At 68.3% G+C, this 15,271-nt stretch carries 17 protein-coding genes; 14 read left to right on the top strand and 3 right to left on the bottom strand.

What is annotated here, in order from left to right:
- Window positions 1-34 precede the first annotated feature (34 nt).
- Entirely contained in the window at window positions 35-1,549 is a 1,515-nt protein-coding gene (locus tag FHW97_RS16235) for an efflux transporter outer membrane subunit (protein WP_370525442.1), read from the bottom strand.
- A 103-nt stretch (window positions 1,550-1,652) separates the two neighbouring features.
- Between FHW97_RS16235 and FHW97_RS16230 the strand changes: the two genes are divergently transcribed.
- Window positions 1,653-2,300 (top strand): TetR/AcrR family transcriptional regulator, encoded by a 648-nt coding sequence (locus FHW97_RS16230; protein ID WP_168352472.1) that lies wholly within the window; start codon window positions 1,653-1,655, stop codon window positions 2,298-2,300.
- 78 nt (window positions 2,301-2,378) lie between these two features.
- Here the strand turns inward: FHW97_RS16230 and FHW97_RS16225 are convergent, their stop codons facing one another.
- Together FHW97_RS16225 and FHW97_RS16220 are read right to left on the bottom strand one after the other, a co-directional pair.
- Window positions 2,379-3,260: a flagellin gene (locus FHW97_RS16225; RefSeq protein ID WP_022675424.1), complete on the bottom strand. Its 882-nt coding sequence runs from the start codon at window positions 3,258-3,260 to the stop codon at window positions 2,379-2,381.
- Window positions 3,261-3,437: 177 nt separating this feature from the next.
- Window positions 3,438-3,575: a hypothetical protein gene (locus FHW97_RS16220; protein WP_157089018.1), complete on the bottom strand. Its 138-nt coding sequence runs from the start codon at window positions 3,573-3,575 to the stop codon at window positions 3,438-3,440.
- Here FHW97_RS16220 and FHW97_RS16215 point away from each other — a divergent pair.
- The 13 genes from FHW97_RS16215 to fliP all read left to right on the top strand — a co-directional run bounded on the left by FHW97_RS16215 (window position 3,574) and on the right by fliP (window position 15,270).
- Window positions 3,574-4,782, top strand: a complete 1,209-nt coding sequence (locus FHW97_RS16215) for a sigma-54-dependent Fis family transcriptional regulator (RefSeq protein WP_168352579.1) — start codon at window positions 3,574-3,576, stop codon at window positions 4,780-4,782. The two genes, FHW97_RS16220 and FHW97_RS16215, sit on opposite strands and share 2 nt — an antisense overlap.
- Window positions 4,779-5,141: a flagellar hook-basal body complex protein FliE gene (fliE, locus tag FHW97_RS16210; RefSeq protein WP_022675422.1), complete on the top strand. Its 363-nt coding sequence runs from the start codon at window positions 4,779-4,781 to the stop codon at window positions 5,139-5,141. The genes FHW97_RS16215 and fliE overlap by 4 nt, the downstream gene beginning before the upstream one ends.
- A 3-nt stretch (window positions 5,142-5,144) precedes the next feature.
- Complete coding sequence (gene fliF / locus FHW97_RS16205) at window positions 5,145-6,914, top strand: flagellar basal-body MS-ring/collar protein FliF (protein ID WP_168352471.1); 1,770 nt, start codon at window positions 5,145-5,147, stop codon at window positions 6,912-6,914.
- Window position 6,915: 1 nt separating this feature from the next.
- The gene (fliG, locus tag FHW97_RS16200; protein WP_022675420.1) at window positions 6,916-7,941 is read left to right on the top strand and encodes a flagellar motor switch protein FliG; all 1,026 of its coding nucleotides are present in this window, start codon (window positions 6,916-6,918) and stop codon (window positions 7,939-7,941) included.
- Window positions 7,928-8,560 (top strand): FliH/SctL family protein, encoded by a 633-nt coding sequence (locus tag FHW97_RS16195; protein ID WP_233251078.1) that lies wholly within the window; start codon window positions 7,928-7,930, stop codon window positions 8,558-8,560. The genes fliG and FHW97_RS16195 overlap by 14 nt, the downstream gene beginning before the upstream one ends.
- Complete coding sequence (locus FHW97_RS16190; RefSeq protein WP_168352578.1) at window positions 8,560-9,924, top strand: FliI/YscN family ATPase; 1,365 nt, start codon at window positions 8,560-8,562, stop codon at window positions 9,922-9,924. The genes FHW97_RS16195 and FHW97_RS16190 overlap by 1 nt, the downstream gene beginning before the upstream one ends.
- A gap of 7 nt (window positions 9,925-9,931) precedes the next feature.
- On the top strand, window positions 9,932-10,411 hold the full coding sequence (locus FHW97_RS16185) for a hypothetical protein (protein WP_062787663.1): 480 nt from the start codon (window positions 9,932-9,934) through the stop codon (window positions 10,409-10,411).
- 38 nt (window positions 10,412-10,449) lie between these two features.
- Window positions 10,450-12,213, top strand: a complete 1,764-nt coding sequence (locus FHW97_RS16180) for a hypothetical protein (protein WP_168352470.1) — start codon at window positions 10,450-10,452, stop codon at window positions 12,211-12,213.
- Between the two features lie 58 nt (window positions 12,214-12,271).
- Window positions 12,272-12,871 carry a flagellar basal body-associated FliL family protein gene (locus FHW97_RS16175; protein ID WP_062787667.1) on the top strand — a complete coding sequence of 200 codons (600 nt, stop codon included), beginning with the start codon at window positions 12,272-12,274 and terminating at the stop codon, window positions 12,869-12,871.
- 53 nt (window positions 12,872-12,924) lie between these two features.
- On the top strand, window positions 12,925-13,830 hold the full coding sequence (locus FHW97_RS16170; RefSeq protein ID WP_022678604.1) for a FliM/FliN family flagellar motor switch protein: 906 nt from the start codon (window positions 12,925-12,927) through the stop codon (window positions 13,828-13,830).
- A gap of 23 nt (window positions 13,831-13,853) precedes the next feature.
- A complete protein-coding gene (fliN, locus tag FHW97_RS16165) occupies window positions 13,854-14,129 on the top strand; it encodes a flagellar motor switch protein FliN (protein WP_062787670.1) in 276 nt (91 codons plus the stop codon).
- Window positions 14,129-14,401, top strand: coding sequence for a flagellar biosynthetic protein FliO (locus tag FHW97_RS16160; RefSeq protein WP_054132429.1), 273 nt, complete (start codon window positions 14,129-14,131; stop codon window positions 14,399-14,401). Before fliN ends, FHW97_RS16160 begins: the two co-directional genes overlap by 1 nt.
- A gap of 107 nt (window positions 14,402-14,508) precedes the next feature.
- Complete coding sequence (gene fliP, locus FHW97_RS16155) at window positions 14,509-15,270, top strand: flagellar type III secretion system pore protein FliP (RefSeq protein ID WP_054132430.1); 762 nt, start codon at window positions 14,509-14,511, stop codon at window positions 15,268-15,270.
- Window position 15,271 lies beyond the last annotated feature (1 nt).

Below are 15,271 nucleotides of genomic sequence, written 5' to 3'. Positions count from 1 at the left end.
AACAGGGATCAGGCAAACGGCAGCGCGTCGGCGGTCAGCCGGCGCGGAAGCCGCCGCCCAGGGCGCGCACCAGCGCCACGTGGGCAGACAGGGTGCGCGCCTGCAGATCGGCAAGCAGGCGCCGGTTGGCGAGCAGGGCATCCTGCGCCGACAGCACCGACAGATAGGTGGACAGGCCGGCTTCGTAACGGCGGCGGGCAATGCGATAGGCATCGTCAGAGGCGGCCACCGCCTGTTGCAACTGGGCACGCTGGGCATCGATCGATTGCCGGGAGGCAGCGGCATCGGCCACATCGCGCAGCGCCTTGAGCAGGGTATCGTCGTAGCTCGCTACGGCTTCGTCATAGCTGGCGCGCGCCTGGCGATAGCCACCGGCGATGCGCCCGCCCGAAAACAGCGGCAGGCTGATCGCCGGGCCGATCGATCCGGCATCGGAACCGCTCGCCGTCAGGTTGCTGAGGCCAAGCGCCTGCACGCCGATGAAGCCCATCAGGTTGACGTTGGGATAGAACGCGGCATGCGCCACCTGCACCCGCGCCGCGGCAGCCTCTGCCCGCGCGCGGGCGGCGGCGACATCGGCACGGCGGCCGACCAGATCGAGCGCCAGGTTGGTGGGCAGGCCCTGCGGCGCCAGCGTGGCAAGCTGTGGCAGGGCAATCGCATCGCCGCGTGCGGGCGGCGCGCCGATCAGCACGGCCAGGGCATGGCGGGCCAGGGCAATCGCCTCGTCCGCCGCCACCAGATCGGCGCGGGCAACCGGAATGCCAGCCTCGGCCTGGCGCTGTTCGGCGCGGGTATCGAGGCCGTTGACCACGCGCTGGCGCACCAGCTTGGCGGTATCCTCGCGCAGTTGCAGCGCCTGGGCCCGCACATCCCGCGCGGCTGCGGCGCGGGCCAGGGTGGCATAGGCATCGGCAACGCCTGTGGCGATGGCGAGGCGGGCGGCCTGCACCTCATATTCGGCGGCCTGCGCCTCTGACGTGGCGGCGCGCAGGGCGGCGCGGTTCTTGCCAAAGAAATCGAGTTCGTAGCTGAGGCTGAGCGAGGCCGCGCCGGTATCGTTCCAGCCCTGCGGCACGAAGGCGGGGGGAATGCCGTTGTTGTAGCTCTGCTTGGCTTCGGCCGCGTTGGCGCTGGCGGAAATGCCGGGCAGCAAAGCCGCCCCGCTCTCCTGGGCGAGACCGCGCGCGGCGCGCAGGCGGGCATCGGCCTGGGCCAGCGTGGGAGAATTGGCCACGCCTTCCGCGATCAGCGCGGACAGCTGCGGATCGCGCAGCGCCTGCCACCAATCGGCCGCAGGCCAATCGGCCGGCGTCACCGCCTGCGCCGGCTCTGCCGCCGGCAGCGCCAGATCGCTGGCGGTTGCCTGGCGCAGCGCCGGTTTCTGGCCAAGATCGGGAACAGGGGCGCAGCCGGCCAGCAGGCCCGCCATGGCCAAGCCATTCACCAGCGGCGCGCGCCAGAACGGCCGAATCGCGGCGGCGGGAGACACCATGGCGGAAAACAGGGCTGACGCGCGGTTGGAAAGACCGGCGGGGGAGGCAATCATGCAAGGCCTTTGCGCAATCGGGAATGGGACGACCGTGTACGGATCGGTCACTAAACTGCAACTGCGCCCTTGCACTGCGCCTGTCAACAGCTATGTGTACGGAATGGTCACTAACCCGTCCAATTGCAGACTCAAACGCTGTTCGCCCGATGAGCGGCGGGAAAACATCCTGTCCGTGGCCACGCAAGTGTTCACGCAGACGGGCTATGGCGCCACCTCGATGTCAGCCATCGCGGCCGAGCTGGGCGGTTCCAAGGCCACGCTTTACAAGTATTTCCCGTCGAAGGAGCAGTTGTTTGAAGCGGTGCTGATGCGCGGCTGCGGCGCGGTCATGGCCTCGCTTCAGGAACTGGCGGAAACCGAATCGGATGACCTTGAGGGCATTCTTACCGATTTCGGCACGCGCTTCCTGTCCGGGCTGTGCAGCCAGCGCTCGATCGATGTCTATCGCATGGTCCATGCCGACGGGGTGCAATTCCACGAAGCGGCAGAGATGTTCTTTCGCTGCGGGCCGGAAATTGCCGGCACGACCCTGGCGGCCGTGCTGCAACGCGTGGCCGGCCAGCGCGGCCTGGCCCTGCCCGATCCGCGTTTGGCAGCAGACCAGTTCCTGGGCATGGTGCGGGGCAAGCTGCACATGCGCGTGGCGGTGGGCGTGATGCCGGCGCCCGACGCGGAAACGATTCGCTGCCACGCCGCGCACGCCGCGCGCATCTTTGCCCACGGGCTGTTGCACCAGCCGAAGACCTGATCCCCCAACAACGACGATGGCCGGCGATCCCCAGGGGAATCGCCGGCACCGTGGAGAACCGGGTATTGGCAGCAGGGATCAGCGCAGCAGCGTCAGCACGTTCTGCTGGTTCTGGTTGGCCTGCGAGATCATCGCGGTCGACGCCTGGGCCAGGATCTGCGCCTTGGCCATCTGGGTGGTTTCGGCCGAGTAGTCGGTATCCTGAATACGCGAACGGGCATCCGACAGGTTGGTGATGTTGTCGTTCAGGTTGTTGACCACCGAGCTGAGGCGGTTCTGGCCGGCACCGAGCGTGGCGCGCGTGGCGTTCACTTCCTTGAGCGCGGCATCGACGTTGTCCATCGTGGTCGACGCCTTGCCGGTGTCGGACACGTCGAGCGCCTGGGTGGTCGAGGTGGCGCTGTAGGACGTGTCGGTGCCGCCGAACAGGTTGACGCCCGAGAACGCCTTGCTGACGAGGTCGACCGTGTCGGTGGTGTTGGCACCGGTCTGGATCGAGCTTTTCACGTCATCGCTGCCGTCGGTGGCCGCCGTGCCGCCAGCAACCTTGAACACCTTGTTGCCGTTGAACTCGGTGTTGTTGAGCACGTCGGAAATCTGGGCATTCAGGTTCGAGACTTCCGACTGCATCGCGTCGCGGTCAGACTGCTGATAGGTGTCCGACTTCGACTGCACGGCCAGTTCGCGCACGCGCTGCAGCATGTTGGTCACTTCGCTGAGCGCGCCTTCGGCCGTCTGCGCCATCGAGATGCCGTCGTTGGCGTTGCGCACGCCCTGCGACATGCCGGTGATCTGCGCGGTCATGGTCGTGGAAATGGCCAGGCCCGCGGCATCGTCCTTGGCACTGTTGATTCGCTTGCCGGTCGACAGCCGTTCCATCGCGGTTGCAGCCAGCTTGCTTGCCGAGTTGGAAGCGTTGGCCGCCTTGATGGCGCTGACGTTGGTGTTGATTACCGCCATGATGTTTCTCCGATTTTCGGGACAGACCCCAATCGCTGCCAGTCCAGGGATTGACCGGCTGCACGGCAAAGACCGGCAGGATGGGCGGCAATTTAAGGGCAAAATCTTGCCGGTCAGCGGTTTTGCGGCGGCGCCGTATACGTGTTTCCCCTTAGCACGGTCGCTGATCTTAAAGTTTCACACCATTTGACGGTTTCGCGCGAAAAACAGCGTCGTGGATATGGTTAAGACGGGGGTCAAAGTGATGAACAGCGATTGCGGCGACAGATTGCCGATAAGCGGGCAGGCGCAGGCGCGCCACGGCGCGCTGATCATGCGCGCTGCAGCGGTGCTCAATACGCCGGGCATGGGCCCCCTGCCCGTGCTGGCCGATTCAACCGATGTGGGCGCGCTCGATCCGCGCCGCCCGGCGGTGGTGCTGGAACGCGGGGCGCAGCCGGCGCTGGCGCGCATGGCCAATGGCAAGCGCCACGTGGTGCGCTATGCCGATCCGCTGTCGGAAAGCGCGCTGGCCGCGATCATCGCCTGCGCCACCGCGCCCGGCATGCCGATTGCCGCCGATCCCGAAACCCTATCGATCCTGGCGCTGGCCGAGCGTCTGGCCGTCAGCGACATCCCCGTGCTGATCAACGGCCCTACCGGCACCGGCAAGGAAGTGTTGAGCCGGTTCATCCACGCCGCCAGCCCCCGCCACGACAAGCCGTTCATCGGCGTCAACTGCGCCGCCATGCCCGAAACCATGCTGGAAGCGCTGCTGTTCGGCCATCAGAAGGGCGCGTTCACCGGCGCCAGCGCGGCCGGCGAAGGCTTTTTCCGCGCGGCCCATGGCGGCACGCTGCTGCTGGATGAAATCGCCGAAATGCCGCTCTCGCTGCAAGCCAAGCTGCTGCGCGCGCTGCAGGAAGGCGAAGTGGTGCCACTGGGCGCAACCCAGCCGGTCAAGGTGGACGTGCGCATCATCGCCTGCGCCAACCGCGATCTGCCATCCGAAGTGGAAGAGGGGCGGTTCCGCGCCGATCTCTATTACCGGCTCAACGTCTTCCCGCTGACGCTGCGCGCGCTGGCCGAGCGGCCCGACGATATCGCGCCCTTGGCCTTTGCCCTGATGATGCGTCACGCGCCGGCCGATCGGCCGCTGCCCTGGCTGTCGGACGCGGCGCTGGCCATGCTGGGCTGTCACGGCTGGCCGGGCAACGTGCGCGAGCTGGAAAACGTGGTGCGCCGCGCCCTGCTGCTGGCCGGCGACCAGGCCGAGATCGGGCCGGAGCATATCGTGTTCGATCGCCCCGCGCGCAGCCCCGCCAGCGACGCAGCCCTGGCCGAAGTGCGCGCGCCCCAGGCAGGCAAGCTGTCCAACATTGTCCAGCTTTCCGAAGCGCGCGCGATCCTGGCGACGCTGGAAGCCTGCGGCGGCAGCCGCGTGGAAGCGGCGCGCCAGCTGGGCATTTCCGAACGCACCCTGCGCTATCGCCTGGCCAGCTTCCGTGAAGCCGGCATTGCCGTGGCAGGAGGCCGGCGATGAGCGCGATCAACGGCATAGGCGCCGGGGGCGGAATCCAGCAGATCATGGCCATGCGCCAGCAGATCATCGATCGCTCGCACCTGCTGCAACAGATCCGCACGCCCGAAAGCGGGTTACCGGCCGAAACCAATTCGCCGACCGGTGGCTTTACCGACGCGCTCAAGTCGGCGCTCGACACGGTCAATGCCAGCCAGACCAAGGCCGACGGCATCAGCGCTGCCTATGAAAAGGGCGAGACGGTCGATGTCGCCAAGGTGATGCTGGCGCGCCAGGAAGCCGGCGTTGCCTTTGAAGCCACGCTGCAGGTGCGCAACAAGCTGTTGACCGCCTACCAGGACATCATGCGGATGGGGGTCTGATAGATGGCCGATCTGGTTCCCGTGGGGGCCGGTGGCAGCCCGCCACCCTCGCTTCTGGCGCCCTTGACCGATCCCGCCGGCGGTGCCCTGCCCGCCCGGATGGGGGCGTTCCTGCGCCAGCCGCCGCTGCGCCGCATGCTGCCCTGGTTCGGCGGGATTACCGCCGCCGGGCTGACCGGGCTGCTGTGGCTGACCATGGCGCCCGCGCCGCAGCGCATGCTCTATTCCGATCTGTCGGATGCAGAGCGCGCGCAGGTGACGGCCGCGCTCGACAAGGCGGCGATCGCCTATCACATCGACAATTCCACCGGCGCGATCACCGTGGGGGAAAACGACCTCTACAAGGCGCGCATGGTGGCGGCATCCGATGGCGCGGTGGCCACACCCGAAACCGGCGAGCAGATGATCGACAAGCTGCCGATGGGGGCCAGCCGCACCCTGGAAGGGCAGCGGCTGCAAGCCGCGCGCGAGCGCGAGCTGGAACTGACCATCATGCAGATCGACGGGGTGGAGGCGGTGCGTGTGCACCTGGCCCAGCCGGAAAAATCGGTCTTCGTGCGCGATACCGCCGCGCCCTCTGCCTCGGTCATGGTGCGCCTGGCCAAGGGGCGGCAACTGGCCACCAGCCAGGTTTCGGCGATCGTCAACCTGGTGGCCGGATCGGTGCCGGAACTCTCGGTCGATGCGGTCAAGGTGATCGACCAGCACGGGCGCCTTCTGTCGGCCGACAAGCCGGGCGATGCTGATCGCCTGGAAATCCAGGGCCGGCTGGAAGACAAACTGCGCGAGCAGATTTCCCAGCTGCTGACCCCGATGCTGGGCGAAGGCAACTTTTCCAGCGAGGTGCAGGTCGATCTGGACATGGACCAGGTGACCTCGGCCCGCGAAAGCTATGACAAGCAGGGCGCGGTGCGCACCGAGCAGCAATCGGCCTCGCAGACCAGCGGGCCGGGCGCGGTGGGGGTGCCGGGTGTCTTGTCCAACACCCCGCCCGCGCCCACCACCGCCGCGGTTGGCGCGCCGCAGGGCACGCCCTCGCCCAGCCCATCGGGCGCGGCGCCCAGCAATGGCGAAAGCTCGTCCTCGAAAACCTATGAACTGGGCCGCGAAGTGGCGGTGACCAACAATACGCCGGGCAAGATCCGCCGCCTCACCGTGGCGGTGGCGCTGTCTTCGGCGGTGCTGGCCAAGGCCAAGCCCGCCGAGATCGACCAGATCAAGCAGCTGGTGAGCGCGGCCGTGGGCGCCGATCCCACGCGCGGGGACCAGGTGGCCGTGGCGGTGCGCGCGTTCAACCCGGCCGACATCACCCCGCCCAAGTTCTATGAACAGCCCTGGTTTGCCATGGCGGTGCGCAACGGCGTGGCGCTGGTGGCGGTGCTTTTGACGCTGCTGCTGGGCGTGCGCCCGCTGATCAAGGCGCTGCGCCGCGATGGCGGTGCATCGGCCAAGGGCAAGGACGCCCGCAAGAAGGGCAAGGCCGCCGCCAGCGAAGACGACGACGAGGACGCAGAGGAGGCCAACGCCGCACGCGCCGAGGGCGCTGCCGATCCCAACGCCCCGCGCCCCAGCCGCGAGATCGGCCCTGGGCCCACCACCGGCATGATCAAGCCGATGCTGGCGCCAGCGCAGGATGAAACCGGCGCGATCGATACCGAACTGCTCAGCCGCCAGGTGGGCCTGGCCCAGCGCCTGGTCCAGGAAAAGCCCGACAGCGCCGTGGCCGTGCTGCGCCAGATGCTGAAGGAACCGAGCGAAGAAGGCGCCTCATAACATGGACAGCGACATGGCAGAGGGTTTGGGCAGCATGACCGATCCCGAACTGGCCGCCGTCATGGTCATGCTGCTGGAAGACCAGCAGGCGGCCGATCTGCTGGCGCAGCTCGATCCCAAGGAACTGCGTCTGCTGGGCGAAAAGATGTGCGCGCTGGGCGAGATCGGCCCGGTGGCCATCGCCCAGTCGATCACCGGCTTTGTCGAGCGGACCGAGCGCCTGGGCCTGACCGCGCACGATCGCGTGGGCCAGGTGCGCGATCTGATGACGCGCGCGGTGGGCGAGGTGAAGGCCGTCAACCTGATGCACCGCATCGCGCCCGAAGCGGCGCAGGATACCTCGGCCCTGGAACTGGCACGCTGGCTCAACCCCGAAGTGCTGATCCCGCTGGTGCGCGGCGAGCACCCCCAGGCAATTGCCGTGCTGCTGGTGCAGATCGACCCGGAAGTGGCCGCCGCCGTGCTGCACGGCCTGCCCGAAACGATCCAGACCCAGGTGGTCCACCGCATTGCCACGCTGGGCAAGGTCTCGGCCGAGGCGCTGCGTATGCTGGAAGAGGTGCTGACCCGCCGCATCGTGGCGATCCACAGCCGCTCTGCCCTGACCATGGGTGGCCCGCGCGAGGCGGCCGAGATCATCAACGCGGCGGCCAAGGCGGTGGAGAAGCGGGTCATGCCCGAACTCACCAAGATGGACAAAGCCCTCGCCAAGGAAATCGAGAACGAGATGTTCAAGTTCGAGCATCTCTATGTGCTGGATGCGCAATCGATGGGCGCCATGCTGCGCGAGGTGGACAGCGACACGCTGATCGCCGCGCTCAAGGGCATCGAGGAACCGCAGCGCGAGGTGTTCTTCCGCGCCATGTCGAGCCGCGCCGCCGATGGCGTGCGCGACGAGATCGCCGCGCGCGGACGCCTCAAGCGCGCCGAAGTGACCGAGGCGCAAAAGGCCATGATTACCGCCGCTCGCCGCCTTTCGGCCGAAGGGGTGATCGTGTTCGGCTCGGGTGACGATGACTATGTCTGACCTGCTGCGCATTCCCGAACCCGGGCGCACCTTGCGCGCCTGGGGCGCGGTGCCGGCGCAATCGCAGGGCTTCACGCTCGACCCGCGCTTTGCCCGCATCCCCGTGGCGCCCCCGGCCGAATTTGCCGCGATGCCCGAGCCCGAACGCGAAGACCCGATCGAGCGCGCCCGCGCCGATGGTTTTGCCGCCGGCCAAGCCGCCGCACTGGCCCAGGCACAGGCCGATGCCGCCACCCAGGACGCCGCGCGCCACCGCATCGAAAGCGCCTTGCGCGCCATGGACGCCGCGCAGATCGATGCGCTGGAGCAGCGCCTGCGCCAGACGGTGCTGGCCCTGTGCGAGGCGGTGTTGGCCGATGCCGCGATCGATCCCGCCGCGCTGGAGCAGCGCGTGCGCCGCGCCGCGCAGATGCTCGCCCGCGCCGAAGATGCCCGCGTGATCCGCCTGCATCCCGAAGACCTGGCGCTGGTGGGCCAGCACTTGCCCGAAGACTGGCACTGCGAGCCCGATTCCAGCCTGGAACGCGGCGCGGTGCGCGTCGATGGCGCGCTGGGCGGGGTGGAAGATGGCCCGCTGCAATGGCGCCGCGCGGTGGAAGAGGCGCTGCGGCAATGCTGATGCCGCCAGCCGATGGCGGCAGCCTTGATCGCACCACCGGCGGCCTGCATCCCGCGCTGCCATTGCTGGCGCGCCTGGCCGGTGCCCATCCCGATCTTGCCCCGCGCCGCTATGGCCGGCTCAGCGCCTGCGATGGCGGGCTGCTGGAAGTGTCGGGCCTGTCGGTGCCGATCGGCACGCAATGCCGCATCGCCCACGGGCGCGGCGATCTGGCGGCCGAAGTGATCGGCTTTCGCAATGGCCGCAGCCTGATGATGCTGCTGGGCGATCCGGTGCTGTTGCGCCCGGGCGCCTATGTGCGGCCCGAAGGGCGGCCTGGCATGGTGCCGGTGGGCGAGGCGTTCCTGGGCCGCGCGGTGGATGGCGAAGGCCACCCCATCGATGGCGGACCGCCGCTCGCCACCCATGCCGAATGGCCGGCCGGCGGCGTGCGCGCCGGCGCGCTCGATCGCAGCCCGGTGCGGCAATCGTTCGATACCGGGGTGCGCGCGCTCAACGCCCTGACCACGTTCGGCGTGGGCCAGCGCATCGGCATCATGGCCGGATCGGGCGTGGGCAAATCGGTGCTGCTCGACATGGTCGCCCATGGCGCCCAGGCCGAAATCGTCATCGTTGGCCTGATCGGCGAGCGCGCGCGCGAAGTGTCGGACTTTGTCGAGCGGCACATGGCCGGCAACAAGCGCGCGCACAGCGCGGTGATCGCCGTGCCGGCCGACCATGCGCCCAACCTGCGCATTCGTGGGGCGATGATGGCCACGGCGCTGGCCGAATACTTCCGCGCCCAGGGGCGGCGCGTGCTGCTGATCATGGACAGCCTGACGCGCGTGGCCCACGCCGGGCGCGAAATCGCGCTGCTGCTGGGCGAACCCGGCGCGGCGCGCGGCTATCCCCCATCGGCGCTGGCGACGATCACCAAGCTGGTGGAGCGCGCCGGCAATTCGGCGGCCAGCGGCGGCTCGATCACCGGGCTCTACACCGTGCTGGCCGATGGCGACAACCAGGACGATCCGGTGGTCGATACCGCCCGCTCGATCCTGGATGGGCACATCGTGCTCTCGCGCGATCTGGCGCAGCGCGGGCACTATCCCGCGATCGACATTCCCGCCTCGCTCAGCCGTGTGATGACCGACATCACCAGCCCGCAGCACCAAGCCCTGGCCCGGCAGTTTCGCGCGCTGATCGCCGCCTATGAGGCCAACCGCGATCTGGTGCTGATGGGGGCCTATCGCCAGGGGGCCGACCCGCAGCTGGACCAGGCGATTGCCATGCACGGCGCGCTGGCCGATTTCCTGATGCAACCCGCGCAGGACATAGTGCCACTGGACAGCTGCATTAACCAATTGACCCAGTTGCTGGGCGGCTGAGCGCGCCATGACGATCAAGGCCCGCAACCAGCGGCTGGTGCGGCTGCGCCGGCTGGAAAAGCTGCGCGAGATCGGCCATCGCCAGGCGATGCTGGCCGCCGGTCAGGCCGAAAGCACGCTGACCCAGTTGCAACATCTGGCCGAGCGCACCGGCACCCTGGCAGACAGCTATGCCGCGCGCACCGATGCCGATGATGGTGCGGCATTGGCCCACCTTGGCGCATTTCGCGCGGGTCTCGAACGCATTGCCCGCAGCACTGCCGGCGAAATCGACACCGCCCGCCGCATTGCCGATGCCCGCGCCGCCGAAGTGGCCGCGGCCGAGCGCCGCCGCGCTGCCGTGGCCGATCGCATCGCGGCAGAGGCGCAGGCCCTGGCCCGAGTCCGCGCCCAGGCCGGCACCCCGCTGGGCGCCGCACGCAACCGCGAAGACCCCGCATCCGAAACCATCCCTATGCCGCATTCGCGCGATTGGCACGGCTCTTGAATTAACCGTGGGCATACCGCCCAGGAGCTTGTACCGCGATGGTATCGATTGCCACCCCCACTGCCGCTTCATCCGCCCCCGCCATCATGGCGGGCGTGACGGCAGCGATTGTCGTCGGACCGGCGCAACCGGGCGAAACCACCGGATTTGCTGCGCTTCTCGACACGGCAGAGACCCTGCCAGCGGCCCTGCCCGCCACCGCCGCCATTCCGGCCGAGCTGAGCGCGCCTGCCACCCCGGTGGAACTGCCGCTACCGGCCACGGCAAGCCTGCTGGCCGAAACCGGCAAGATCTTGCCGGCAAACGGCAAGGCCGCCACGCCTAAAGCGCCCGCTCCTGTCGCAGCTGTGGCTGTGGCGGCGGCTCCCGCCGTGGCGCCGAGCCCTGCGCCGGTTGTGGTCGCACCGGTTGCTGGGCCAGTTGTGGTCCCGCCGATAGCCGCCGCACCGATTGCCACCACGCCGGCGACAAGCCAGCCTGTCACCGGCACCGCGCCTGCACTTGCGCCAGCACTGGCGCCAGCACCGGCGCACGGCGCCGCACCGGCCGTCACGCCGGATCAGGCGCCCGCTGTGCCAGAGGCAACGCCGCCGGCCGCCATGCCGGTGGTGACGCATCGCGCCATGGCCAGCCTGCTGGCCCTGCGCCACGCCGCCAACGCTGATGCCGATGCCGATGCCGATGATCTGGCGGTAGACGAAACCGCCGCACCCGCGGCCCCGGCAACACCCGGTGATGCAACGCCCACTGCCCCTGCGCCAGCCCCGGCCGCAGCCAGCCTGGCCCTGGCCAGCATCCCCGCGCCGATCATGCTGCCTGCCGCCCCGGCGACGCCCGCGCCAGAGCAGGCCATCGCGCATGCCCCGGCACCGGCGCGAGCGATGCAGCCAGCGCTTGCGCAACCAACCGCGCCCGGGCCGATGGCCGTGCCCCAGGCTGGCCAGCCTCGCCCGGAAACGCCGACGAACCCCATGATGCCGGCCGGGCTGGCGACACCGCTGCCGCTTGCGCCAGCCGATAGCACCACGCCCGCCGCTACCGTGGCTGAACCGCTGGCACTGGTGCCGCAAGCCGCAGCGGCTGCCCCGGCGCCTGCCCCGGTCGCCACCACGATCGCGCACGCCCCCGCGCCCGCTGTGCCCACTGCGCCGATTGCGACGCAACAGGTGCTGGCGGCGCGCCAGCCGCAGCAGCCAGTTTCTGCAGAGCCAGCGTCACCGGCCGAAGCCGAACCGGCCGCAACGCCCCTGGCACCAGCCAGCGCCACTGCCGTGGCGCCGCTGCCCCTTTCCGCCCTCGCCGTGGCCGCGCCCCAGCCAGTGGCTACGCCAGCCATCACTGGTCCGGCGCCTGCCGCCACTATCCCCGGCGCGCAGGTTGCCGCGCTGGTCGATGCCGTGGCCCGTGCCCGCCAGGATGGCCAGGGCGCCACGGTGGCTGCCACGCTGGCCCACGGCACGTTCGGGCGGATCGATCTGCAGTTCCGGCAAAAGGACGATGGCCTGACCGTGACCATGGCCAGCGCCGATCCCGGCTTTGCCCCCGCTGTGCTGGCCGCCAGCCGTACAGACGCCGGCACTGCCGGAAACCAAAACTCGGCGAGCCAGAACACTTCGGGCCAGAACGGCGCGGGCCAGGCGTTTGCCGGCCAGTCGCAATCACAAACCCCTTCACAGGGCCAGGGTGGCGATCCGCGCCAGCCGCAACGCGCCGCGGCGCCGGACAGCGCGGGCCTTGCCGCCCGCCGCGGGCCGGACCGGGGCGAAGAGCCCGACACGGCCCAGGGCGGCGTCTACGCGTGAATCCCGCGCGTAAATCGACGCCTCAATCCCCTGGCCATCTGACGATCAAGGAACCGGCATGAGCGACAAGAAGGAAAAGGACAAGGACGCGCCCAAGAAGAAAAAGGGCGGTCTTGTGGTGCTCATCGGCGTGGTCGTGGCCACGCTGGTGATGGGTGGCGGCGGGGTCTATGCCCTGTTTGCCATGCACATCCTGGGTGGGCCGCAAGTGGTCATCCATGAAGACAACAAGCCCAAGCTGATCCGCAAGGGCGAGGAAGACCCCTATGCCCCCGTCGCCAAGGAAGGCGGCGAAGGCGAAGGCGGGGCCAAGGAAGTGGAAGGCGAAGGCGGCAGCGAATACCGCACCGTCTACTATTCGTTTTCCGACGATTTCACCTCGAACCTCAAGGACAGCGATCGCCTGGTCCAGGCCTCGATCGCGGCATCGACGCGCCGCGATTATCGCGTGGTGATGTGGATGAAGAAGCACGAGCTGGCGATCCGTTCGGCCCTGCTCACCGTCTTGGCCGATACGCCCGATACCGACGTGGAAACCACCCAGGGCAAGCAGCGCCTGCAGCAGCGCATGACCGCCGCGATCAACAAGGTGCTGACCGACACCGAAGGCTTTGGCGGGGTGGATGCGGTCTATTTCAAGCAATTCATCGTGCAGTGAGCCGCAGGTTTGCGGATTGACGGGCATTTTACGGGCAATGGGGAAGCAAGACGATGAAGCCTGAACGGGAATTCGTGGCAGAGCGGGTAGTGGCAAGCCACTGCCCGCAACTGCTGCGCCCCGGAGCGAGCCAGGCAGACCTGGTCACGGCGCTCAGCCGCACGGCCGAAAAGCTGGCGCGCGAATTGGGCAGCGCCCTGGCCGGGTTGCTGGGCGGCGATGAACCCCTGGTGGAATGCAGCCGTCCCGAACGCACCGTCTATTCCGATTATGCCACGATGCAGGTGATGGGCCACCGCAACCTGGGCGCCTATACCCTGTTTGGCGCGGGCGCGGCCAATGACCGCATCCTGGGCATGGTGGCGGGCGAAGTGGTGCTGCGGCTGGTCGACCGCGCGTTTGGCGGCGCCGGCGTGGCGCCCCAGCAATTGCCGCGCGAACTGCCGCTGTCGGCCGAACTGATGGTGCACCGCCTGGAAGCCATGCTGGCCGGCTGCCTGGCCAGCGCGCTGGGCGCCGAAACTGCCGACGTGATCCGCCCGCTGCGTCGCGAAGGCAACATCGATCACCTGGCGCCGTTCGGCAACGACGAGCATATCGTCGCGCTGGTCTTTTCGATTACCGAGCCCGGCCGCCCGGCCTGGGCGATCGAGATGGCCTTTCCCTATGACACGCTGGCCGCGCTGTTCGCCAATGGCGAGCGCCCGCCCGTCAGCGCCGAGCATGCCCCGGCCGATCCGCGCGCCGCGCCCTTTGCCGATGTGCCGCTGCCGCTCAGCGCCGTGCTGGTCGACATGCGCGTGCCGCTGGCGGCGATCTCCGCGCTGGAAGTGGGGCAGATCCTGCCCGTGCCGGTGGCGCGGGCGGTGCCCTTGCGCGTGGCTGGGCAGACCATCGGCCATGGCACGGTGGGCGCGGTGGACGATCGCCTGGCCGTGCAGCTTTCGCAGATTTTCTAAGATTTCAATTGGGGGGTTTCACAATGTCGTTTCAACCGCGCGGTTTCGATTTCCTCAAGGATGTCGATGTGCGCCTCACCGTCGAACTGGGCCGCACCGAGATGAAGCTCAAGGACGTGCTGGCACTGACCGAGGAAAGCGTGGTCATGCTCGACCGGCTGACCGATGAACTGCTCGACGTGATGGTCAACGGCAAGCTGATCGCGCGCGGCGAAGTGGTTGCCCAGGGCGATCGCTTTGGCCTGCGCATCGTCGAACTGGCCGGCAGCGAAAACGCCCCGCGCAAGGATGCGGCGTGATGCTGTGGTACATTCTCAAGCTGATGGTCGTGCTGCCGCTGATTGCCGGCATGGCCTGGGGCTCGCTGCGCCTGGCCAAGCGGTTTGAAGGCAAGTTCGGCACCTCTACCGGCAGCCGCGCGGTCAAGATCGTGGAAACGCAGATGCTTTCGCCCACGCTGCGCCTGGCGGTGATCGAATTCCACGATCGCGAGATCCTGGTGTCCACCTCGAAGAACGGCCTGGTGCGCCTGGCCGAAGCGCCGGCGCGCAAGCGGGAGGATGTGGCGTGAGGGGCAATGTTGTGGGCGGCATCCACCACCCCCCAACCCCCTCCTCTGAAGAGGAGGGGGCTTATCGGCCCTCTCTCCCCCTCCTCTTCAGAGGAGGGGGCCGGGGGGTGGTGGGCTACCTTGCACTGACACTGCTGCTGCTCCCCACTACAGCCCTCGCCCAGAGCGCGCCGGGCCAGACGGCCATTCCCGGCGCGCTGGACCGTGCGTTCAGCCAGATCGCCGGGGCGCAGTCGCAGGGCAGCCTGTCGCTGTCGTTGCAGCTCCTGCTCATCATGGGGCTGCTCACGATCCTGCCTTCGCTGATCCTGATGATGACCAGCTTTACCCGCATTCTGGTCGTGCTCTCGATCCTGCGCACGGCATTGGGCCTGCAGCAATCGCCGCCCAACCAGATCCTGATCGGGCTGTCGCTGTTTCTCTCGCTGTTCGTGATGGCGCCCACGCTCGACAAGGTGAATGCCAACGCGATCCAGCCCTATTCGACCGGGCAGATTAACGCCGAGCAGGCGATCGGCACGGCGGGCATGGAATTTCACGCCTTCATGGTGCGGCAGACGCGCCAGCGTGACCTGCTGATGTTCACTGACATGGCCAAGGCGCCGCATTACCAGGCGACGCGCGACATTCCCTTTTCGATCCTGCTGCCCGCGTTCGTGACCAGCGAGCTGAAAACGGCGTTCCAGATCGGCTTCATGCTGTTCCTGCCGTTCCTGGTGATCGACCTGGTGGTTTCCTCGGTGCTGATGAGCCTGGGCATGATGATGATGTCACCCACGGTGGTATCGCTGCCGTTCAAGATCCTGTTGTTCGTGCTGGTCGATGGCTGGGCGCTGCTGATGGGCAGCCTGGCGTCGAGCTTCGGCTAGG

This window comes from Novosphingobium sp. SG754, assembly GCF_013149315.1.
In the GTDB taxonomy this organism is placed as follows: domain Bacteria; phylum Pseudomonadota; class Alphaproteobacteria; order Sphingomonadales; family Sphingomonadaceae; genus Novosphingobium; species Novosphingobium capsulatum.
The sequence above is the reverse complement of the archived record's forward strand: the minus strand, read 5'-3'. Positions and strand labels throughout refer to the sequence as shown.